This window comes from Mycobacterium sp. 94-17 (genome assembly GCF_035617725.1).
GTDB lineage: Bacteria > Actinomycetota > Actinomycetes > Mycobacteriales > Mycobacteriaceae > Mycobacterium.
The window spans coordinates 1-22,066 of record NZ_JAPIYN010000017.1 but is presented as its reverse complement, the minus strand read 5'-3'; the positions used below and the strand labels follow the sequence as shown (position 1 = coordinate 22,066).

The window sequence follows — 22,066 nt, the reverse complement described above, 5'->3', positions numbered from 1 at the left end:
CTTCAAATACCCTGAACCGCTACGAGTTTTATGTCGATCGCTTGGCTGACGGTCTACTTTTTGGGCCGGCGAAAGCCGGGGCGACAAAACGGCGCAATATGGACCGATAGCGCGCCGGGTCGACCTCACCATGCTTGAGCCCTCGCATCAGCATCAATCCGACGCTGGTCAACCAGAGATAGACGTCCGACCGTGGCAGGTCACGTGGCAGTTCATTGTTGACGTAAGCGACGTCAAGGAAAGGATCAAAGAATTCGGCGGACAGCAGCTCCGAATTCCGCGATTCGATGACTCGCTGACCGAGGCCGGAGCTCTCCGGGTCGACGATATGTCGCAACACGGGATCGAGGATGGACTCGCTCGCCGCATACAGAAGCCCCTCGACGATCTGGTCCTGAAGACCGTTCTGTCGGGACATGACTTTGTGTGCGCGATCGCGCAGCATCGCTCCGTGCCGAGTGATCAGCTCGATGAGCAGGTCGTCGCGATCGCTGAAATAGCGGTAGACACCCGGCCTTGACATGCCCACCTCGGAGGCAATGTCTTCCATCGTGGTCTTTCGAACGCCGTGGCGCACGATACAGCGCTCGGCGCCGGCCAGAATCCGGTCGCGTGGATCGTCCCTCGCTGCCGCAGGTGCAGTCGACTGGTTACGGGCTCCTCGAGGCATGCGCTCATCGTACTAAATACTCATGACCGCGCGTGACAATCCACGTATATGCGTCACGACCTGTCAGCAGATCTATGCGACTTTGACCTTGACTTTCGTCTTTTCCGAGGAATAGGCTGACAAATAACGTAAAACGTCACCCGTTACATCATGGGTTCATCGATTCATCGGCGAAGGGAGCCGCCACCATGACAATCGGTCACTTGCGAACGCCTTCGATAGACGGCGCCCCTCCGACAACGACGGCCTGCGGCGGTAGCGATGTGGACCCTTATCACCAGTGACGGGCGGCGGCTCGCAAATATCCGTTGCGAGCAAGATGCGCGCCGTACCGTCCATGCACTGGGAACCACACAATGGCGCGGTCCATTTTCATGGGAAGTGTTTGACGACGATGGGCGTCGCTTCGTCGCCGAGATTCGCTATCAAAGCCGGCGGCCCCGGCCATGATTACCGGACGCGATCCGCGTATCCCGGTAGCCGGCGATACCGTGCTGTCACGGTCTGATCATCGATGCGGTGCCGGCGTCATCGTTGACACAGACGCCATCAGGTACAAGGTCTATTGGCGCGACGGGAGAGACACCCTCCGCTGGTACAGGCGCCATGAATTGACCGTCCCACGACTCGATTACGGACGGTGATGGTCGTGACGGGTCCCATCCCTGCTAATGCTGGTGATAGCACGCATGGGAAGCCTTGGAGGGCAGCAAGAATGCGATTCTGCATCGGCGACAAGGTTCGCGAAGGTCTACATGTCGGGACGGTCACCGACGTAGGCACCATGCTCATTCAAGTGCAGACGGCCATGGGCACGTCTCGGATGGTTTGTCCGTGGGAGCTCGTCAGAATACGCGGCCCGTATGAGGGGCTCAACTCCGACTCGCCGGCCGAGTGAAACACCAAGGGAGGAAGCGTGATCACAGTGTCGAACACACAAGAAGCCAAGCCGACTGCAGTCACTGCAAACTCAGGACTGCCGACCGTGGTCACCACCATTGACCACGACGGCGGTCGGCGGATAAGCGTCTTCGGGGATGACCGAGTAGAGATCTGCGGTGCGTTCAAACCTGTCGACTGTTCCTACTGGCTGATGTACGTCACCAAGAGGATCGTCGACGCCGTCGAACGGTCGCAGGCCAACCTATTCCCGCGCCGCATTCAACTGCCTACCCAACAAGATGTCCGTCAGTGGCTCGAACTCATCGCCGGCCTGTACATCAGGGCGGCGAACCAATGAGGAACGCGGCAATAGGGGGCATGTCGTGATCGACACTGAATCGTCTGACACCGCGCCGTTGACTACTGCAAGCGCGGCGAGCGGACACGAGGGTTTGCAATGAACCTCGCCTCGACACCCGTCGATGGTGTCCGCAGTCGTGCGATCATCGGAGATTTTCGCTCGAGTCGCCACAGCGCCGCGGAGTGTCGCTGGCGCCACGACGACGTTTGCGTGGAGACACAAGACGATGCCGGGCCCAGCATGGCCGGACGGATGGCGGCACTGATATCGCGGCTGACAATCAAGCCGGCTCTGGCACTGGGCAGCACGATGCCCCATCTCCCCTGGCCATTCGGCATTCTCGAATACGCCTGCGCCGCAATTCTTCCCGCGCCAAGAGCTATCAGGGCGACGGTGACATTGCCCAACGCAACCGCGCAGCTGGTCCGGGCCCCCGGCGTACTGCCGGCCGACGGCAGCGGGCGGATAGTTCTCTACTTGCACGGCGGCGCCTTCTTGTCCTGCGGAACGAACTCACACAGCCGGGTGGTCAGCGCGATCTCGCGATACGCCGACGCACCTGTGCTGGTGGTCAATTACCGTCTGATCCCCCAACATTCGGTCGGCATGGCCCTCGATGACTGCCACGACGCCTACCGCTGGCTGCGCCAAGGCGGCTACGAGCCGGAGCAGATCGTGCTGGCCGGTGATTCCGCAGGTGGCTACCTTGCACTGACACTGGCGCAGCGGCTGCAAGCCGACGGCGAAGAGCCGGCGGCGCTGGTCGCGATGTCGCCGTTGCTGCAGCTGGCCAAGGAACCCAAACAGGCACATCCCAACATCAAGACCGATGCGATGTTCCCGCCAAAAGCTTTCGACGCGCTGATCGCGCTGGTCGCCGGCGCCACCGCCAAACACACCTTCGACGGCGAGGCCGAAGAGCTTTACGAGCCGCTCGATCACATCGAACCCGGCCTGCCGCAGACATTGATCCACGTTTCCGGTTCGGAGGCGCTACTGCACGACGCGCAACTGGCCGCCGCCAGGCTGACCGCGGTAGGCGTGCCGACCGAGGTGCGGATCTGGCCGGGTCAGATGCACGACTTTCAGCTCACCACCCCGCTGGTGCCCGAGGCCGTCCGCTCCCTGCAACAGATCGGCGCGTACATCCGTGCGGTGACACCACGGTGCATCACGTCCCAGCACGACGTTCAGCGGCCGGTGGGCAATCGCATCGTGCGACCGCTGCATCGCGCACGTGCCGAGGCCCTGCCCCAAGGGGCCCATCACAACTGACATCGGCGCTGGTTGCGGCGTGCGCGGAAAGGAGGCGCAACAAGATGGCGCGTCATCGTCGAATACCTCACGCCAAGCGACCGGCTTTGGTGTGCAGATCGTCTGCTGCCTCAGTCGCTTCGCCGCCGAGTCGCCTGTCGCCACCGACGTCGCGCCAGAGAGGAGTCCGCGCGGCGTGGAGTTCGGCGTTAAGCATTGCGGTGATCGCTCCCCTGGTATTCGCCACTGCGGTCGGCGCGGCCACCGCCTCCCGGTTCCCCACGCCCGCAACGACGGTGCGCAGTACCGCCATCACGTCGCTGGCCGCCCTTATGGCCTTCGATAGTGACCCACGCGGCCCCGCCGTAATTGCGGTCAACCGTCCACCGGCCAGCTTCCACATCGAGGTGCCCACTGCGCCAATCCCGACGCTGACCATGGTGGTGAAATCTCCTGATGCACTGGGCATCCCACCGATTGCGCTATCCGCCTACCGCCATGCCGAACAGATGATGGCGGCCTCCGATCCCGCGTGTGGGATCGGCTGGAATCTGTTGGCCGGTATCGGGCGCATCGAGTCGATGCATGCCAACGGCGGTACGACGGACGCCCGCGGCACAGCCGTACCGCCTATCTACGGCCCGACGCTGGACGGCACGCTGGCCGGAAACGAGGTCATCATCGAAAGCAATGTCGGCGGACGAGTCACCTATGCCCGCGCGATGGGACCGATGCAATTCCTGCCCGGCACCTGGGCGCGCTACGCTTCCGCCAGCGACGGGGTGGCCGATCCGCAGAACCTCTACGACTCCACTCTGGCCGCCGCTCGGTATCTGTGCAGCGGCGGGCTGAACCTGCGGGACCAGCAGCAGGCACTGTCGGCCATCCTGCGCTACAACAATTCCATGCCGTACGCCCAATACGTGCTGGGCTGGGCAGCGGCGTATGCCACCGGCGTGGTGCCGGTCGACCTACCGGCGCCGACCGGGCCTGCGCCGCCGCTCGGTGATGTGCATTTGGAGAATCCAGAGGGCATTGGGCCGGGGCTCCCGCTCAATATCTACGGCTTGCCGTCGGCCGACCCACTGGCCAAGATGCCCCTGATCAACTTCGGCCCACCCTGAGTGACTCCGAAGCAATCGACGTGGCACCCAGGGCGGAGCATCTGAATACGAGAATGAGAGCGCACGCACCGGGCAGAGGCTTACTCAGAACGCTCCCTCAGCTCGGTTTGCGAAATTGCATCCAGCGCAACTGAAGTCGCCGGCTACCTCACCAGGCTATGCGGGTCGACGAGCCGCTCAACGACAGGCTCGAGTCAGCCGAAATCAGCTGGCGTTTGGCGAAGCGCGACTTCACAGATATTGACATCTACTCGGCTGCACTGCGTCGGAAGGTGAAACTCCTTAGAGAAAGCAGTTTCACCTATGGGAGAGGCACGTAAGGGGGTGGCCCGTCCTGGTCGTCGCACAGGTCGCTCACCGCGGTATCGACGATGAAGTTCGCTTGGGCTTCAGTCAGTCCATAGGGTGGATGGGTGGCGTCCTGGTATACCGCTTGCTGCACCCACTGCTTTGGAGACTTGCCCCGACTCCTCAGTGCGCACACCTCAAAACCCCACTCCTGTAGCTCGTAGTCACCGCGCGGGGTGTGGATGCCCGCATCGCTCAGTTTCCGGAGATAGGACTTGCCATCGGCGCTGGCGGGGCCAATTCCGATAGTGCCGGACACCAGTGTCAGCCCCGCCGCCAACGCGGTCCCGATCACGACCGATCTAGGCCTGCCACGACGCATCACCTGTCTCCGATCACTTGACCGATTCCGCCGACGTCGCTGATTTTCCAGCCGTTGGACGGGTCAATTGTCACGCTGTACGTCGCCGTGGACTGCAGGCTGTCCTTGGCCTGGATGGTCTTGGTCATGACGCTGACGAACGAATCAACGATGTAGATACCCTTTTCGTGCGATCTCACTTTGGCGGCAATGGGTTTCGCTGTAGAAGACCACTGTAGCGGAAGCAGAATCTGCTCCATCGCATTCGCGGCGTCGGTGAGTTTTTTGCCCAACTCGGGCGTGGTTCCCTCGACCAACGCCCGCTTCCACGGGCCCAGATCCTTGTAATCCATAATCGCGGCGCGTACGGCGTAGTCGAGCGCGACTTGCTCGGCGTGGCTATTATCGCTGGTCTGCTGCGACTGGGCATCAACCTTGCGGTTAGCGCCGAGGTACATCCAGGTCATCACGCCCAACGCCGCGACCAGACCGACGATGACGATGCCCAACAACAAACTACGAACGGACAAAGAGATCCGTCGCCCCTCGCGGGTGGCTGGATCTTTCTGCGCGACGTCGGTGTCGCGATCGTCGGCTGGCTTAACGTCGGCACCGCTATCGTCCGATTCCCCCGTGTCTGAATCGTCGGCATCCACAGGCGTGGTCTTTGCGGTCGACTCAGTGACGTTCATGGCCTCACCATCTTCCGTGGTGTTCTTCTCGGGGTCTTCAGTTTCAGGACACATCATTGATCAGCCTGCGGTGGGGGCGGTTTAGCAGCCTGGGGCGGGAGCGCGACGTGAAGTTCGATCGCACCGTCGGGAGGTACCGCCGCCAACAGGTTGGTCAGGATCTGGCTGCTGTCGATGTTGCGGAGAGCGCTCGCAATCGCCTGGACGTTGGGCTTCAGCGGTTCGGTAAGGACCCGCAGATCAGAGCCCCGATCGTCCAAAAAATTCTGGATGCGCTGCATGAACCTACCGAAGAGGTAAACGGTCCCCGGCATGTCGCTGCGCAAGTTTTGGTTCACCCCGGCTGCCCACATGTTCGTAATATACGGGCCGAGTTTTTTCATGTCCGGTGCTGCCTGGGCGAGCAGCGAACCGACGAAGCCGGCGTGCTCCAGCAGACTTTGCAGGTTTTCCAGCGCTTGTCTGCCCCGGCCGCTGAGTCCCGCGGTGGTGTTGTGCAGGACCTGGCTCGCGCGCTCCAAGTTGGGAAGGACGGTGTAAGGGTCCGGCAGGGCGGCGTCGGCTTCGTTGACCACCTTCTGAAGTTGTCCAGGATCAAGCTGGTTCAGCGTCCGGCCGACAGCGGTTCCCAGCTCTGAGATCGACTTCGGCGCAACGATCAATTCGCTGGGGATGCGCTGCCCGTTTTTGAATGCCTCCCCGCCGGATTTTCGCGGCTCGAGTTCGAGGTAGGACTCGCCGAGCGCGGAAAGGTTCTCCAGGCGAACCACGGTGTCCCGGGGAACCTTGAACTTGTTGTCGATGAAAAAGTCAATGGTGGCGTGCGAGATCGACGTTTCGATGTTGTCCACCTTGCCCACCGAAACCCCACGCAGCAGAACGTTGGAGCCGACGACCAGGTTGTTCACGTCCGCGACGTCCATGGCAAGGTTGGTCCGGTCCGCGGGCGGAGCGACGCGGATGCCCAGATGGGCAACGTAGACCAGGAACGCGGTGATCATCGCGGCAAAGACGGCGAAAACCGCTGTCACTCGGTGCATCACGGGACGGCTCCTAACATCCGTAATACCTGTTCCACATTGCCCGACAACTCTCGCCCGTCAGGGCCGACGATCGAGGTGATGTTGATCGCGGGATGCTTTTCTTGCGGTAGGAAGTAGTCGAGGATGAACTTCCGAAAGCGTGGGTACTCCTCCTCGAAAGCCTGCTTTCCTCCTCGTATCGCTGCCATGGCGTTGGCGAGAGAAGAAAAGGTCGGAACGATGTAGTAACCGCTGCTATAGATCGTCCCAATCGACGGCAGCAGGTTGCCGAACTCCCGGGCAATGACGGTGGATCGTTCGAATCCCCGCACGCCCTGCGGCGTGAGCCAGTAGCTCAGTTCTGGGGCCCACCCGCCCACCGCATTCGACGTTTGCTCCAGTCCGGCGATCATGGTGTCGACAGTGTCGACGTTGTCGGATAGTTGGTTGAGGTCGGTCGTCACCTGCGACACCACCCTGCGCACCTCGTCCTTCGGCGGAGTAATCCGGTTCAGCCGCACCAGCGTGTTCTGCCCTCGCTGTATTGAGCCGCTGCCGATGAAGTTCGCCAAATTGGCGATGGTGTCTTCTAGTTGAGGTGGAGATACCGTCTGCTGCAGGGGAATCCGTCCTCCAGCGGCTAGCGGCCGTGCCGCGGTTGCGCCACCAGGCGGAGGTTCCAGTGCCAGGTAGATGTCACCGAGCACCGTGGCCTGTTGGAGCACCGCAGATGTGTCGGACGGAACCTGGATCCCCTCAGCGATGCGAGCCGTCACATCGACATGGTTGCCGGCCACCGCGACCTTGCTCACCACTCCCACGGTCGTACCGTCCATGACGACCTTCGCCCTGTCCGGCAAATTGAGGACGTTCGCGAACTCGGCGACGATGTCGTAGCCATCGTTATACGAGTGGCCCGGCGCCGGAATCGCATCGACAGAAAGGGAATTCAGCGCTGAGCACCCCGTGGCGCTAAGGCCGCAGACCACCGCGCAGAGCAGCGCACGCATCCGAATTTTCATCGCTTCTGGGCCTCGGTGAGTACGTACTGTAAGAGTGCGACGTCGACCGCGTAGGGCCGCCCGCCGACATCGGCGCAGCTGCCCGGGGCCGAGGCATTCATGGCCCCGCACGCCAGCAGCCCATTGGGTGTCGGTATCCGGAACAACGGCGGACGCCAGGTGAGCACTGGGAACAAGTGATTGTTGAGGTGCTTGGCGATTCCCCCGGCTATCGCTCCCGGCGGCTCACCGTTGACGCCGCTGATCATCCTTGGCAAGAAATTGAGCATGTTGGCGATGCCCTTGTAGTGCGGACTCCAGATCCGCATCTGTTCGCCCGTTTCATCCAGGAGGTTCTGAAGCTCGGGCCCCATTTCCAACTCGATGTCAAGGATCATGAACTCGATCTCGGACAATGGCCCGTCGAATTCTAGGGCTCCATGCACGGTCTTCACCAAGTCAGGACCTACGGCAGCTTCGTCGGTGAGGATCTGTTTGATCGGCGCACGGTTGGCGCGGAGCATCGAGGTCAATTCAGCCAGGTTACGGGTGATCTCGCCCATCTGGGAGATCGTCTGATCCGGGTTATCCAGCAGCCGCGAGGACCGGGCCAGTAATTGATTGGTGCGATCTCCCTGGCCGGCCATCGCTTGGTCGATGCCGCGTAGCGCATCGGCGATGTTGGTCGAGCCTTCCGGGTTGATCGCATTCACGAATTCGGTGGCCGAACCGATGATCCGCGAGATACTCAGCGGGGTGGAGGTTTGGCGGAGCGGAATGCACTCGTTCGGCTTGAGTTTCGGGCCGCCGGTGTAGTTTCCGACCAGTTCGAGCGAACGGTCGGCCAGAATGGACGGCGACCGGGTAACCGCCCGAACCCCTTCTGGCACCGGGCGTCCCGCCCGGAGGGAGAACGAGACCTTGACGTCGGCGGCGCGTGGTTCGATGTTGCGGATTTCGCCTATCGGATAACCCATCTGGGTCACATGGTTGCCCTCGTAGAGCCCGACTCCGTCGGACAAGATCGCACAGTACTCATTCGCTGACGATGCTGAGGACATCGAACATGAGCTGACGCCGAGGATAGACGTGATCGCCACCGCCGTGGCCACGAAAGAACGGTTCGCCGCACCAAGACCGCGCATTAGCAGCGACTCCCCTCGATCGGGAAACACAGATCTGTCGCGAGGAGCTCGGGTGGCGTTCCATTGTTTTGCGCGTCGAGAGTTGTTTGCATCCGTCCCTTGATGCGGTGCAGTACGCGGACGACAAGCCCGTTGCGGTCAGCGATTGCACGGAATTCGCCGAGTACCCCGCGAACCCTGGCCACAAAGTCCTGCCGGTGAGACATGTAGAAGGGAACGAATGGGAAAATCTTATCGATGATAAGACCGAGACCGTCGATCGACGACGCAAATCCTTTGCCGTAGAGGGTAAGTGTTTCCTCGAGTATGGCGACGCGGGTAATCAGGTAATCAAGCAGTTTCCTGTTGCCGTTCATCATCTGCAGGTATTCGTTGGACATTTCCAGGATGCTGGTCAGCTGGCCGCGCTGGCGTTCGAGAACCTCGCTGACGGAGTCGCCGGCGTCGAGGATCTTGGCCAGGATTTCGGTGTTGCTTCCGGTCAGGCCCTGCTGAATCTGGTTCAGCGATTCGTTGATCGGCTTGGGCGCGACCTGGTCGGTGATCTTCGTCGCGTCCGACAAAGTCCGAATCAGGCTGTAAGGCATTGTAACTCGGTCAACAGGGATGGGATGGCGCCCCAGAGGCCGATCACCGAGCGGCACCAGGGTGACAAAATGCCCGCCGACGACAGTGAGCATACGCACATCGACCTGCGTCTGGTCCCCGATGAACACGCCGTCTTTCACCGAAAGCTGCACCCGGACGTGTTGCGGTTCAAGTGAAACTTTCTTCACTGTGCCGACGTCCATACCCGCCACACGAACCGAATCGCCCGCCCGTACCGAGGCCGCGTCATCGGTATAGAACGAGACAAGCTGGCGGTGCGGCGGTGAGATGTACACCCAGGCAACAACCAACGCGATGATCGTCGTCAAGGCGATCGTTAAGACACCCCAAAGCAGGGGGCTACGCAATGATGACCTCGTCATTGATTGCATATGAGAACCTTGCGTCCGTTTAGGAGCACGTCCATCGGAATGGGTAGCACGGCTTGGCCTTTGGAACACGGGGCGGGTGTACCCGCGGCGGGCGGCTCGGGGATGTTCTCCCACACCACCGGTATCCGCTTGATGCCCTCGATCTCGTTGTAAACATTGGTGATCGCCTTATCGAAGGCTTTTGCCGGATCCCACCCAGGCTTGTAGTTCGGGTTGACGAGCGGGGTGCCAACCGGCTGACCCTCCACTGAGGGCGTCGTCCACTCCCCGGAATTGAGTCCCAGGCCGTCAAGGAGGCGACTTACCTCACCGGTGAAGGCTGGGCCATAGATCTGTGATTTGCGGAACTCGTCCAGCACTGTCATTGCAGAATCGGCAACTATTCGAACCTGATCCAAAATCTTGGGCAGCTCATCGGACTTCCCGCGCACGCCTTCGGCGACCCGCTTCAGATTGCGCATGATCGTCGAGATCACCGCTTCACGATCCGAGACCAGCGATGTCAGTCTCTTGATGCTGTCGAGCATCGGGCCCAGACCATTGCCGTCGCCGGCCAAGAAGGTGGCGACATTCTCGGTGAAGATGTTGATTTCGCTGGGATCCAATGTTGCCAGGACCGGCTGCAGACCGTTGAACAGCACGGTGACATCGAAGGAGGGTACCGTCATCGACGTCGGGATGCTGGTCATCCGATTGGGCGCCGGCCCCTGGGCTGCGTTGGCCACGTCGATGTAGCGCAATCCGGTGAGCGCCTGAAATTTCACCGCCAGGCGACTCGTGGGCACGATGGTGTAGCGATGCTCCAAGGTGAACTGGACCTTCGCAACGGTGCGCCCCTGTGATCTGTTGAGCGCAAGCGATTGCACTTTGCCGACCCGCACACCGCGAACGCGCACGTCCGCCCCTTCGTGCAGGCCGGAGATGTCAGTGAATTCTGCAGTATAGCTACGGGTCTCGCCTGCAACGGGTTGCCGAATCACATTCGAGATGACGATCAGCAACAGCCCGCTGACCGCCGCCGCGACGGCGAATTTCCATAATGCACCAAGGTTTTTCCTCATCCGGCCCCCCCAAGGATGAGCCCCAGCGGCGCCGCGACCCCGGGCAACTGGTCCAGCACGATGCGCACCTGCAGAGCGCGCTGATCCCCCGAACCCGCATACATGCGTTCCAGCCGTGTACGCAGTTCGCGCAGCTTGTCCCCGAAGTCTTGCGGGTTCACAATCTGTGGCACGACGTCGGCCATCACACGAGCTTCTTCCAGCAGGGGGAACAAGTCATACGTATGCGACTTCTCCAGATCTCCGATCTTGCTGAAGAGGTCGTACCGGGCACCGTAGAAGTAAGATCTGAGCCGGCCAAACACGAACTTATCCGGATCGGTGGCCAATTGGTGAGTTGCATCGTTGTATTGCTTCAACTCCTGGGGCGTGTAGTACCGCAGATACGGATCACCCTCCCGATCCTTAACGGGGTCGAAACCCACGCCGGGGTAGTTGTGCAGGTAGTGGTTACCGGTGCTGATCGCCGCGTCCAGGAAGCCAGGCAGACCGACGCTGATCGCGGCCGTGTTGCGCAAAAGCTGCTCCGTGGGGACGGTTTGAATGTCGGTGACGGTTGTTGAAACCAGAATCATCGTTTCGAACAGTGGATTGAGCGCATCGGTGTAGCGGGTGGCCCGGTCAGTCACACTGATCAATTGTGGCGTGATGACTTGGTGCGACAGCTCACCCAAGCGATACAACAGGGTTTGGAGGGTGAAGTTGCCCGTCGGCGTGACATTGATCGATGCGTGGTTGCGCAACATTTGCCCGCGATCCGCGGGGAGCAGATTGATGCCGGTCACACCGAAGTAGTTGGCCGGACGAAAGTCGATCCCGACGGCGTCGGTCAATCCTTTGGTGGGGCCGTTCTGCAACTCGACGTTCACCCGGACGTGATTGCCGGCAAGTTTGGATATATCCGTAACCTGACCAACCTTGACGCCGTGCAAGATAACCGCGGTGCCGTTGTCGACCCCCTGCCCAAGGTATGGCGTTTCGAAGGCAACCGAGATGGTGTTCTTTGCGGGCCGCCCGGACGGATTGATCACGGTGACGTAGAGCAGTAGGGCAAGGAGCACGATCAGAACGAACCCTGCACCGATAAAGGTGAGAATGCGCTTGTGCCGTTCGTCGCCGACGTTGAGCAGCGTAGTCATGATCGAAACCCTTACCCGGTGAACACAAATGTCGGCTTGAGGCCCCATAAGGCCACGGTGAGGACAAAGTCCAGCACCATGATCGCCACCAGGCTTGCACGTACCGCACGCCCAGAGGCAATACCCACACCAACCGGACCACCGGACGCGAAATAACCGTAGTAACAGTGGATTATCGTCACCGCAGCGCAGAAGGCCGTTGCCTTCAGCGTGGAATACATCAAGTCAGTCGGCGACAGGAATTGAACGAAATAGTGCTTATAGGTTCCCGCGGGCGACTCGTAGACCGTGGTGATCATGGCGTTGGAGACGAAGAAACTAACCAGCAGCGTGAGCGCGTACCCAGGTATCACGATCAGCAGGGCGCCGATAAAACGCGTTCCGACCACGTACGGCACCGGCCGCAAACCGAGCGCCTCAATCGCGTCGATCTCCTCGGCGATGCGCATCGCACCGATCTCGGCTGTCATTCGGGCACCGGCCTGCGCGGCGAAAGCGATCCCGGCGACCAGGGGCGACATTTCCCGGACGTTGGCCAGGCCACCCACAATTCCTGAAAGCGCACCAAAACCCAACAGGTTCAACGTCGCCCACGCCTCAATTGCGATTGAGGCACCGATCGCCATGCCCAGGATGGTCAGAACACTGATCACACCTCCGTCGACGATCAAAGACCCACGACCAAAGGACAGGCTGATCATCCGGGCCAGAGTCTCTTTGCGGTAATTCTTGATGGTTACCGGCGCGAGATAGAAGACTTGCCCAACGAAAAGAAGGGCGCCGCCCATCGTATGCAGTGGCGCCTGCAGAACACCGAGGGATCGTTCGACGAATGGAAACTGATCGAGGTATCGGGACGGCGCCGTTGCCCTACTGGTCATTACGCCACCGCCATCGGGAAGAACATCGCCTGCACCTGTGTGATCACGAGATTCGCGAGGACGATCCCGACCACGTTCACAACGACGGCCGCGTTCACGGCATCGGCCACACCTCGTGGTCCGCCTTTGGCCTCAGTGCCTTTCAGCGATGACACGATTCCCACGATTGCCGCGAACACGACCGCCTTACCGATCGCGAACCAGACGTCGACCATCTTGGCGAACGCGCCGAACGACGCCCAAAAGCTCCCACTCGTCACGTCGCTGACCGTGATCGCCAGCATGAACGACGCGATGACTGACGAGGCAAGAATGACGGCCATCAGAACGGGAGCCAAGATGATCAAGGCGACGAATCGTGGCATCACCAAATTCCGGACCGGGTCGACTCCCATCACACGCAACGCGTCGAGCTCTTCGCGAATCGCCCGTGCACCGAGGTCCGATGCGATCGCCGATGCCGCGGCGCCGCCCATCAGCAAGCCGGCCGTCAGCGGCGCTCCCTGACGGACGACGCCGACGCCGCTGGCTGCGCCCACGATCGACGCCGCCCCCACCTGATTGATCAAACCCGACGTCTGGACGGCCACCATGCCGCCGAAAGGAATCGCCATCAAAAGCGCCGGCAGCGCGGTGACCTTATATAGGGACCAACACTGGTGAATCGTTTCGCCGACCGGAAATCGCAGGGATATCGCGTCCTGGACGATGTAGCGAACGACCGCTGCTGCCATCAGTACCGCACGACCGGCCGTGTTAGCACTGACCACCGGCGCCTTCGCCAGCCGCTGGAGCCCCGCGGGCGGGCGACGGCGGATCGGACCCGCCGCCAGTACCCGGCCGCGTCGCCCGCGAGCCGGGTCGACTGCGACGCGTGCGTCAGTGCTCGTGACTGTCATCTGTTTGCTGGCTCGTTCCCTATCATCTGATGGCCGAGATGAAGTTGCCGGGTGCAGTCACCTGCGTAAGCGTAGGTGACTGTGACCGCCATCTCAGTCGTTCCGAGGATCTTATCGCACTGCATTGTCAGATTGTCAAATAGATCGCTCTAATTAGTCTTAGTCCAGATAATGTGCGCTTGATCGACATACGGACAGTCTCACCTGCGGTCCCGCACTCTGCCGAGTGCTCACCGGCGCGCTGGCGTCTACCCGCCGATAGTGCCAAAGCAGCGGCGGGGGCCCTGAAGGCGACGACTTGCGCCAGTGGATCGCCACCGCCCAGTTGCAGCTGGGCTCCTGTCGACTGCGCCTATGCCTGGGCCGCCGACGTGGCCGAATAAATTTGCTGAAGCGTAAACAAATCAGCGCTCGCCGCGCATCTGAAAATGGCCGGCGCAGCCTATTGATCGGCGCCGGTAACTGAACCGGCTCCATCCCCGGATCGGCGACAGTCACCAGCGCCGCCCGGTGGGCATGCAATGAATTACCACGGCCGCACCGGCCATCCCGTGTGCAAGGAGATTCAGTCGCCTGCCAAGACGATTACTGCAGTGGTGTTGCCGGTGTTGGTGTCCGTCACGACGTCGGCGCCATACCGCGTGTAGGAGCAATCGGGAATGGTGTCCCAACCAAATAGCGTGGCCCCGTAGATGGCCTTTTGCGGGGCGTCCGCGAATTGGTTGGCGTTTGCGAAACCGGACAACAATTTGGCTTTGCCCGCAGGGTACGACAACTGGCGCAAGGTCGGCATCGGATCCTCCATAGGCTGGAACCGTGCGGTGTGGTTTGCGTAGTTCTGCGTCTCTAGGTTGGCGCGCTGAGCGATCCCCTCAAGCACTGGATCGGATTGCAGTGCAGGACAGCCACCACGTTTAGCCGCCACCGCTGATCGCAAATCCGCGGTCGAATCCGCCGACGACGAGGGCGCCAGCACCATCGCCGTCACAGCAATCATCACCGCCACAACAACCGCACGCCGAGTCGCCATCTCGATCCGTCCCCACGTAGTCGACACCGAAAACACCACTTCCTCAAGCACTTACATTCTCGTCAGGCGACCTGCCAATGGCCGCCATCGTCGCGGTAGAAAAAGTAGGTCGGGCAATATTGCGCCTTGGGATCCCCAGGGCAGGGCTTGCCGTCATAGGTGACCGTGGTGGTGTCGACCGAGCTGGTAGCGGGCAACGCACTGGACACCAGTCCCTGTGTGGTCGTCACTGTGACAAGCGCCAGCACAGGGTACATAGCGCTCGAGCCGGGGTCAGGATGAGCACATCGCACGCACCATGGTTGGGGCGGAGGGTTTGGATGCACCGTCGGCTGACCCACGAGGATCGGGCCGACGAATTGAACGTCCACCGCGAAGTCCGGCGGCTGACCCCTTTGATAAAGGTCGATGAGGGCTTGCTTGACCTCCGGGTCGGCAGGAGGCGGTCCCAATTCGCCTACCTTGGCATTGGATTTCACCGCACCGAGGGTGGTCACGGTGGCGAAGCACGTAGCGAGCAAGGCCGCGACGACCGTGAGTCGGCCAGCGAGACGAGATGTCCGCCGCCCGGACGCCCGACTGCTGGACTGATGCAGCGCGGACATCACAACCCCCCTCTGACACGACGGCAAGTCATAGGTTGCATACTCCCGGGTTTCAGCAAACTATCCTTCCCACAACGGATTTGGCCGTTAGTCACAAACGTGCGACTTCTGTATCCTGCTGCCCCAGTGTTCCTCTCGTTGTTGCGAGGGACCGTATATCCAGGCAGTGTTTCTTGCCCTGATACCGACGCCGGTATTGGACAGGTGCTGCCACAACCGATAAAAACTCTCCCCCTGATAGATGGGGAAGTAGTTGTCGCCCGCGAAATCCTGGGTCTGCGTCAGAGCCTGCGCGCGCGGGGCAAGGAAAGCGACGGCCTGCTCGACGTTGGTGGCCACGTTGTCAGCCTGCGCCTGGATTGTGCCGACCGTCCAGTCGTTGTTGGCCGCCAGCAGATTGAATCCGAATTGATCGAGCTGGCGTCGCAGGTCGTAATACTGCGCATTGAACCACTGACACATTTCCCGCTCCGCGTTGATGTCGGCGGGGGTGACCTTATTACGCGTTTCGTCGTAGGGATACGGGAACTGCGGGGTGAAGTTGCTCGCAGTCGGAGTGAACTGTGGCAAGAGCGGAGGGGGTGGGTCCGACGGATCGGCACTTGCAGGAAGTCCCACTGCGACGCAAACCACCGCCAGGGACGCGAGACAGCAAAGCACTACGGATACGCGGCGTTTTGCGCCAGGCCGCATCATGACCGATCTCATTCGCAACCTCCGAAACCAATTTGCGCCGACTCGATGCGGCTGTAGGCCGACCGCACCGTTCGCGGCAAATCGACGCCTTCTGCTGTGCGCCCTGCGCTGATGTCCACCGTGCTCACCCGATGCAGTCTCGGATCACGCTCTCGGCGCCACAGACCTGAATGTCGAAGGGGGCGTTGCCGAATTGGCTGCCGTCCGTTCGACCAGCCGCCGTGCAACGTACGTCTGGGAACCGTCGAGGATCATGGGCAGGGCTTCCGAGGCGGGCAACGCAAGCCCTAGACCGCCGTCGTCGACGTAACGAGCCCGGGCGCCATACGGTCCCATCGTCAAGGCGAGCGGGCCACCCGAGCCGCAGTCGCTCCGCTCAGGCGGGTCCCGAAAGCACCACGTCCACGAGCCCTCTTCCGTCGTGAAGCACAGCTCGATGAAGTCGGACCGGGCGGGGCAACGGCGGACCGACTCGAGGGTTGCCGGCAAGAATGATCCGTCGTCCAGGCGCGAACTTATGAAGCATGGAGATTTCGTCATGCCTCACTCACTTCCTAGTCGCGGGGAACGGGTCTATTCGCGAAGGGAACGCAATCGTCGTATCCGCGAGCTGAGGACCCGCTGACCTTGCCGCGTCGACACCAAATTGACATGTCGACATGTCAGATTATGTGTGCGGGGCGTCACACTGTCAAGCTCGCGACCAGTCACGGGCGAGGCTCTAAGTCAAGGAGTCGGTCCATCCCGACTGCGGGACTCAAGTTGTGGTTGCCGTACCGACTGTCTGGGCGAGCTCAATCTGTCCGCGTCGCGGGGAGTCAGGCATGGTCGGCTGTGCCCACTCGGCGCCGGTGGCCTCGAACAGGCGGCTGATCTCGGCGATGTGCATTTCGGCCAGGTCCCAGACATCGGGCACCAGATCACGGTCAACGATGAATCCAAAGTCCAGCCGGTCGAGATAACTGGTCACAGTGATGTTGAGGCCCTGCCCGTCGGTGACGATCGACATCGGGTACTGGTGACACAGTTTCGCGCCGGTGAAGTACAACGGCCGACGGGGCCCCGGAACGTTGGAGATCACCAGATTAAAGGGCTGGGCGACCCGGTTGGCCAGCCGCAGCCGCGACGCCAGCCGCACCGCGGCTATGGCCAGCACCGGTGCAGAATACTGCGTGAGATCGGCGAGTTCGGCCGCCGGAACCAACTCGAACTGACGTTTCGCGCGCTGCATAGCTTCCCGGCAGCGGACGACGCGTTCGACCGGATCATCGCAGTCTGTCGGCAATTCGGCGACGATGGCCGACACGCGGTTGGTCCACGGATCCGCCTCATCGCCCGTCCGGATCGACACTGGCACCATGGCCCGTAACGGACGGTCCGGCAGGCAGTCATGAGCCAGCAGATACTCCCGTAACCCGCCGGCACAGATCGCCATGACGATGTCGTTGACCGTTCCGCCGGTCGCGGCCTTAAGTCGTTTGATGTTCTCCAGCGACGCGGTGCGCATGGCGAAGCGGCGGTGCGGAGTGATCGTCTTATTCCACGGCGTGCGGGGTGCCGGCGTAGCCGGCAGTGGGATCCTGGGGCGAGCTCCGCTGCCCAGCCGGCCCACGCGCTTGACCACCTTTCCCGCCACCGTCGCAGCGCTGCTCAGGCTGTCGATTCCGGCGGCGTCGGCTAGCTGACGCACGATTCGAGCCTGGACCCGCAGCGCCTTGAACGGATTACCGGCCAGATTCACCAGCGCGAGGCGCAACAACTCGACATCGGTGGGAAGCGGTTCGGGTCGCCACTCGGGGCTGGGTTGTGCCGGCGGCGCGTCGGGGGTGGCGTCGAGCAGGCTTTCCAGCAACAACTGCCCGGACGCGCCGTCGATGGTGGCGTGGTGATACTTGTTGAGCAGCGCCCAGCGCCCATCAGCCAGACCGTCGATGACGTACGCCTCCCACAGCGGCCGGTTGCGATCCATCGGCCGCCCGACGATCCGGCACACCTGATCGGCCAGCTGATCGGCACGACCGGGCCGCGCCAGGTGCAGCTCGCGGATGTGGAACTCGAGGTCGAAGTTGGCGTCGACGACCCAGTACGGGTGGTCGAGCCCGAACGGCACCTCAACGGGGCGCCGCCGCAACGGTTCGAGTTTGCCGATCAGTGAGGCGTACTTCGCATACACCGCCGTATACGGATCGTAATCGGGGTTGGGCCTTTCAAAAATCGTCAGGCCGGTGACGTGGCCGAACGTTGTCGGAGTCTCCATATAAAGGAAGGCGGCGTCCAAACCGCTGAGCTGCTTCACGGGCTGCTCCTTTTACTCAGGTACGTCGACGGAAATTATTCGCGCAGTGGGCATTTGAGCGACTTACCGGTCGGAGTCGCGGTTTGACGTCGGTGAGGGCCGGCTTGCGCCGATCCTCATCTGGTCAACATGCCGCCCTCGACGGGCAGCGTGATGCCAGTGACATAGCTGCCGGCGTCGCTGGCCAGAAAGATCAGCGCGGCGCTGAGCTCCTCGGCATCACCGAGCCTCCCGCTGAGGGTGCGCGGGATAACGGCGGATTCGAAGTAACTGGCGTCTAAACGATCGGTCAGCTCGGACTTGAAGTAGCCGGGAGCCAGTGCGTTGACCCGGATGCCCCTGCGGCCGGTCCACTGTTGGGCCAGATCCCTGGTGAGGCCGATAAGGCCGGCCTTGGACGACGCGTACGCGGCCTGCGGCAACCCGTTGGTGGTGAGGCCGAGCATGCTACTGATGTTGATGATCGAGCTGCCCGGCTGCATCACCTTGGCGCAGGCCTGAGCCATCCAAAAGCAACCGTGCAGGTTGATATCGATGACCGACCGGAATTCGTCGGGCGTCTCGCGGATAGCTGGCACGGCGGTGCCCACCCCTGCGTTGTTGACCAGGATGTCGACGCGCCCGAACGTGTCCATCGCGGCGTCGACCAACGCCTGGCAAGCATCTGGATCGGTGACATCGGTACGAACCGCGACGGCTTTGCGGCCAGCCGACTCCACGAGAGCGCAGGTTTCGGCCAACCGGTCCTCGCGTCGCGCTCCGAGCACCACGTGGGCGCCGGCCTCGGCGAGGGCCTGTGCGAACGAGACGCCAATACCGCTGGATGCGCCGGTAACGATCGCGACCCGGTCATCGATCCGGAAGCGGTCCAGGATGCCCATCAAACTCTCAACTTTCAGCTCGAGGATTATCGCTGTGCATCGTATTCCTATATGTTGCACTACTGCAACGGATAAGATATGTGTCACACTTTAGCCAGTCGGCAGAAGGCATCGCCACACCACCAGATCACCGCCTGTATTGACTTAGTCGCGGAGTCCGAACCACTCAGGAGGCCGCCCAAGTGTGCAACGCCTGATAGAATGTTGCAGTCCTGCGCTGCGCGGCTGGATGAAGCCGCCGGACCCAACCACCAGGAGGTCTGCTATCACCGACACGCAGTTGGCCCGCATGCTGGCGGAGGCGGACCGTCGCCCCGACGCGTTGACCGCCTTCCGCATCGCTCGCCGGTGGTTCATCGCGAGTCGCCGGATCGAGATGCAGGAACTGGCCGCCGAACTAGGGGTGAACCGTGCCACCCTATTTCGCTGGGTCGGCGGGCGAGACGAGTTGCTCGCCGAGATCATCTGGTCGCTCGCCGAGCCGACGCTGGCGCTGGCAGCCGAGGGTGCACCCGGCCGCGGAGGGCAGCGAATTGTGGCCATTATGGATCGATTTGCCACCATCCTCGACGAGGCCGACTACTTCCGAGAGTTTCTGCGGCGCGAACCCGAGCGGGCTTTACGAATCCTGACCACCCGCGCGAGCGCAGTCCAGAAGCGGTTGGTTGCTGCGGTGGAAACCCTTCTGCGCGAAGAGATTACAAATTCTGAGCTACATCCACCGTTACCGCCGAATGACCTCGCCTACCTGATCGTGCGGATTGTCGAGTCCTTCCTCTACGCCGACATCATCACTGGCGATCAACCAGACATCACCAAAGCCCAGCAGGCTATCGCCGTTCTGCTCGATCGCGATAGCGCCGCCGGCGCGCCGACTGGTTAGGCTTCCTCGCGCAGGCTCAGCCTTGAATCCTTGGCCAGGCAAAGCTCTTGACTGCGTTGATCATCGGGCCGGCGATCGGCCAGCCGATCTGATTTGTCGATAACGACGAGTTCGACCCCCAGTAGCTTCCAGCCGGGCGGCAGTCCGGCAGGGATGTCGAACCCGCGCATTAAGAAACGCCGAATGCCGACCTGAACCGCATCACGAATCTCGATGTGCCACCAAACCTCTAAGTCTAATTCCACGCGATCATGGGGTCGCGGATCGGATCGGTGACGTCCCCGGCAGTGGCTGCTGCGCCGAATGTGGAGTAAATCTCCCCCGCCGACCGCAACACGTTGAGTGAGTGGACTTTTCATGCTCCGGAGCCACTAGCTTGCCGGTTCTGGAATCGGTCACTAGACCCCGGATTTCCGCTTCGATGATTGCCTGAACGAGGCGCCGGCACCTGGCGCAGTCTGAACCTGCCGCTGTCGCATTAGCGACCTCGTTGGTTGTTGATGCACCCTCGAGGACCGCGCCAACAACGGTTTGCCGCGTAATGCCGTGGCACAGACACACGTACATCAGCGGCACCCGGATTCGCCACGGTCGTCGATAGTCATGCCTCGCCAAGGTTGGGCGATGACGATTGCGAGGCGCCTCGCGGGACTGAAGTCAATCAAACTGCCTGCAATCGAGGGTCTGTTGAGGGTGTCGGCGAACTCGGTGCGCACGATCGGGCGACGCTCATCAGTCCGAGTCGCCGCGCCGTGATTCCCCTGCGGCCGTTTTGAGGTCGCCAAAGCGATGCCCTGCCTGGGAATTTTTCGCCGCCGGATGGTGTGCCCTGCTGGCCGTGCCATACTTCTGACAATATCTAATTTCAGATACTCCATCAATACTGCCCGGGCGACTTTTGTACGGCTTGATCAAGGCCCACGGACTGCCGAACGGTCGATTGACCATCTATCTCCGACCATCTAGACGAATGTCGTTGGCCGGGCGCGCCGACGGTCAGCACTTATGCTGAGCCGGAGAACTTAACTGGCAGGAGCGAAGGTGTCGGCTGGCCGCGTGTACGGCGGAGCAACAGGTGAGCAGCGAATCGCTGAGCGACGCCGAAAGCTGATAGAGGCCGGCATGAACCTATTCGGCTCGGCGGATTCGGGAACGGTTCGGGTCAAAGACATAGTCGTTGAGGCCGGCCTGACCGAGCGGTACTTCTACGAGAGCTTCAGCGACCTGGACGCATTGTTCGACGCGGTGCTCGAGCTCGCCAACGAGACGGTCGAAAGTGCGGTGAACGCGGCTGTCGTCGAGGCGCCTGACGACGATATTTCGCGGCTATCGATCGTACTGCGAACATCTGTCGACGCGCTGGCCAGCGATCCCCGCATGATCCGGATCATCTTTATCGAAGCACTGGGTAAGGGCGATCGCGCCGGCGCTCGTCGAAACGAAATTCTTTTGCGTGCTGCCGAGAACTTCTACCGGTGGTCAGGAAACGATGTGGGCGATTTCGACACCAGCCCAATAGACGTCCGGGCGAAGACTTTCGCCTTGACCGGGGCCGCTTCGGAACTCTTGATCTCATGGGCCGAAGGACTCCTCGACATGACCGCGGCCGAGCTCGCGGATTTCCTTGTCGGACTGTACTGGCGAATCAATCTGCCCTGAGAACCGTGGCGAAACGAGGGGATCGCGACGATGCCCTGGTTGATGAGCTTGGTCTCAACGCGGCCGGCCTGTCGGTGTCCAGCACCTCGAGAGTGGTTGTCGGGAGCTCACGTCGGCGTCGAGCTTAAGGCGTAAGGCGGGCGGCCACCCCCGTGGCACTTATCTGGCTCTTCGGATTCCAGCGGGGCTAGGTGCCGGCTTTGAGGTCGGCGTGCCCTGCGGTTGTGGGGAACGAAGGTGCCTGAGTCTTTGAAGT

General features: G+C 61.5%; 21 protein-coding genes and 2 pseudogenes. 5 read left to right on the top strand and 18 right to left on the bottom strand.

The window, feature by feature from the left end; translation table 11 throughout:
- Positions 1 to 28: 28 nt before the first annotated feature.
- Entirely contained in the window at positions 29 to 670 is a 642-nt protein-coding gene (locus tag OQ789_RS18795; protein ID WP_324687602.1) for a TetR/AcrR family transcriptional regulator, read from the bottom strand.
- A gap of 916 nt (positions 671 to 1,586) precedes the next feature.
- On the opposite strand from OQ789_RS18795, the gene OQ789_RS18790 reads away from it, so the two are divergent.
- From OQ789_RS18790 to OQ789_RS18780, 3 genes and pseudogenes are all read left to right on the top strand, one after another.
- A complete protein-coding gene (locus OQ789_RS18790) occupies positions 1,587 to 1,910 on the top strand; it encodes a hypothetical protein (protein ID WP_324687601.1) in 324 nt (107 codons plus the stop codon).
- A 213-nt stretch (positions 1,911 to 2,123) separates the two neighbouring features.
- Entirely contained in the window at positions 2,124 to 3,188 is a 1,065-nt protein-coding gene (locus OQ789_RS18785; protein ID WP_324687600.1) for an alpha/beta hydrolase, read from the top strand.
- A gap of 194 nt (positions 3,189 to 3,382) precedes the next feature.
- A pseudogene (locus OQ789_RS18780) lies at positions 3,383 to 4,285 on the top strand (lytic transglycosylase domain-containing protein); the annotation flags it as partial.
- A gap of 307 nt (positions 4,286 to 4,592) precedes the next feature.
- Here OQ789_RS18780 and OQ789_RS26035 read toward each other — a convergent pair.
- The 15 genes from OQ789_RS26035 to OQ789_RS18710 all read right to left on the bottom strand — a co-directional run bounded on the left by OQ789_RS26035 (position 4,593) and on the right by OQ789_RS18710 (position 19,268).
- On the bottom strand, positions 4,593 to 4,961 hold the full coding sequence (locus OQ789_RS26035) for a DUF732 domain-containing protein (protein ID WP_420716150.1): 369 nt from the start codon (positions 4,959 to 4,961) through the stop codon (positions 4,593 to 4,595).
- Entirely contained in the window at positions 4,961 to 5,632 is a 672-nt protein-coding gene (locus OQ789_RS18775; protein ID WP_324687598.1) for a hypothetical protein, read from the bottom strand. Before OQ789_RS18775 ends, OQ789_RS26035 begins: the two co-directional genes overlap by 1 nt.
- 53 nt (positions 5,633 to 5,685) lie before the next feature.
- Positions 5,686 to 6,672 (bottom strand): MlaD family protein, encoded by a 987-nt coding sequence (locus tag OQ789_RS18770; RefSeq protein ID WP_324687696.1) that lies wholly within the window; start codon positions 6,670 to 6,672, stop codon positions 5,686 to 5,688.
- Entirely contained in the window at positions 6,672 to 7,664 is a 993-nt protein-coding gene (locus OQ789_RS18765; RefSeq protein WP_324687597.1) for an MlaD family protein, read from the bottom strand. Before OQ789_RS18765 ends, OQ789_RS18770 begins: the two co-directional genes overlap by 1 nt.
- Positions 7,665 to 7,672: 8 nt before the next feature.
- On the bottom strand, positions 7,673 to 8,800 hold the full coding sequence (locus OQ789_RS18760; protein ID WP_324687596.1) for an MlaD family protein: 1,128 nt from the start codon (positions 8,798 to 8,800) through the stop codon (positions 7,673 to 7,675).
- Positions 8,800 to 9,717, bottom strand: coding sequence for an MlaD family protein (locus tag OQ789_RS18755; RefSeq protein ID WP_324687594.1), 918 nt, complete (start codon positions 9,715 to 9,717; stop codon positions 8,800 to 8,802). The genes OQ789_RS18760 and OQ789_RS18755 overlap by 1 nt, the downstream gene beginning before the upstream one ends.
- Positions 9,718 to 9,767: 50 nt before the next feature.
- Complete coding sequence (locus OQ789_RS18750) at positions 9,768 to 10,841, bottom strand: MlaD family protein (protein WP_324687592.1); 1,074 nt, start codon at positions 10,839 to 10,841, stop codon at positions 9,768 to 9,770.
- On the bottom strand, positions 10,838 to 11,980 hold the full coding sequence (locus tag OQ789_RS18745; protein WP_324687591.1) for an MlaD family protein: 1,143 nt from the start codon (positions 11,978 to 11,980) through the stop codon (positions 10,838 to 10,840). The genes OQ789_RS18750 and OQ789_RS18745 overlap by 4 nt, the downstream gene beginning before the upstream one ends.
- Positions 11,981 to 11,991: 11 nt before the next feature.
- Positions 11,992 to 12,861, bottom strand: coding sequence for an ABC transporter permease (locus tag OQ789_RS18740; protein ID WP_420716149.1), 870 nt, complete (start codon positions 12,859 to 12,861; stop codon positions 11,992 to 11,994).
- Positions 12,861 to 13,760: an ABC transporter permease gene (locus tag OQ789_RS18735; RefSeq protein ID WP_324687590.1), complete on the bottom strand. Its 900-nt coding sequence runs from the start codon at positions 13,758 to 13,760 to the stop codon at positions 12,861 to 12,863. Before OQ789_RS18735 ends, OQ789_RS18740 begins: the two co-directional genes overlap by 1 nt.
- A 565-nt stretch (positions 13,761 to 14,325) precedes the next feature.
- On the bottom strand, positions 14,326 to 14,841 hold the full coding sequence (locus OQ789_RS18730) for a hypothetical protein (protein WP_324687589.1): 516 nt from the start codon (positions 14,839 to 14,841) through the stop codon (positions 14,326 to 14,328).
- An 11-nt stretch (positions 14,842 to 14,852) separates the two neighbouring features.
- Positions 14,853 to 15,269: a hypothetical protein gene (locus tag OQ789_RS18725; protein WP_324687588.1), complete on the bottom strand. Its 417-nt coding sequence runs from the start codon at positions 15,267 to 15,269 to the stop codon at positions 14,853 to 14,855.
- 213 nt (positions 15,270 to 15,482) lie between these two features.
- Positions 15,483 to 16,088: a hypothetical protein gene (locus OQ789_RS18720; protein ID WP_420716152.1), complete on the bottom strand. Its 606-nt coding sequence runs from the start codon at positions 16,086 to 16,088 to the stop codon at positions 15,483 to 15,485.
- A 760-nt stretch (positions 16,089 to 16,848) separates the two neighbouring features.
- Positions 16,849 to 18,387 (bottom strand): wax ester/triacylglycerol synthase family O-acyltransferase, encoded by a 1,539-nt coding sequence (locus tag OQ789_RS18715; protein ID WP_324687585.1) that lies wholly within the window; start codon positions 18,385 to 18,387, stop codon positions 16,849 to 16,851.
- 116 nt (positions 18,388 to 18,503) lie between these two features.
- Positions 18,504 to 19,268, bottom strand: coding sequence for an SDR family NAD(P)-dependent oxidoreductase (locus OQ789_RS18710; protein ID WP_324687583.1), 765 nt, complete (start codon positions 19,266 to 19,268; stop codon positions 18,504 to 18,506).
- Between the two features lie 229 nt (positions 19,269 to 19,497).
- Here OQ789_RS18710 and OQ789_RS18705 point away from each other — a divergent pair, with 229 nt between their 5' ends.
- Positions 19,498 to 20,151: a QsdR family transcriptional regulator gene (locus OQ789_RS18705; RefSeq protein ID WP_324687582.1), complete on the top strand. Its 654-nt coding sequence runs from the start codon at positions 19,498 to 19,500 to the stop codon at positions 20,149 to 20,151.
- On the opposite strand, the gene OQ789_RS18700 is transcribed toward OQ789_RS18705, so the two are convergent.
- Together OQ789_RS18700 and OQ789_RS18695 are read right to left on the bottom strand one after the other, a co-directional pair.
- Positions 20,148 to 20,396: a hypothetical protein gene (locus tag OQ789_RS18700; RefSeq protein ID WP_324687581.1), complete on the bottom strand. Its 249-nt coding sequence runs from the start codon at positions 20,394 to 20,396 to the stop codon at positions 20,148 to 20,150. The genes OQ789_RS18705 and OQ789_RS18700 overlap by 4 nt on opposite strands.
- 169 nt (positions 20,397 to 20,565) lie before the next feature.
- Positions 20,566 to 20,718, bottom strand: a pseudogene (locus OQ789_RS18695) ((2Fe-2S)-binding protein); the annotation flags it as partial.
- A gap of 474 nt (positions 20,719 to 21,192) precedes the next feature.
- Between OQ789_RS18695 and OQ789_RS18690 the strand changes: the two are divergent.
- Positions 21,193 to 21,810, top strand: a complete 618-nt coding sequence (locus tag OQ789_RS18690; protein WP_324687579.1) for a TetR/AcrR family transcriptional regulator — start codon at positions 21,193 to 21,195, stop codon at positions 21,808 to 21,810.
- The last annotated feature ends 256 nt before the right edge of the window (positions 21,811 to 22,066 follow it).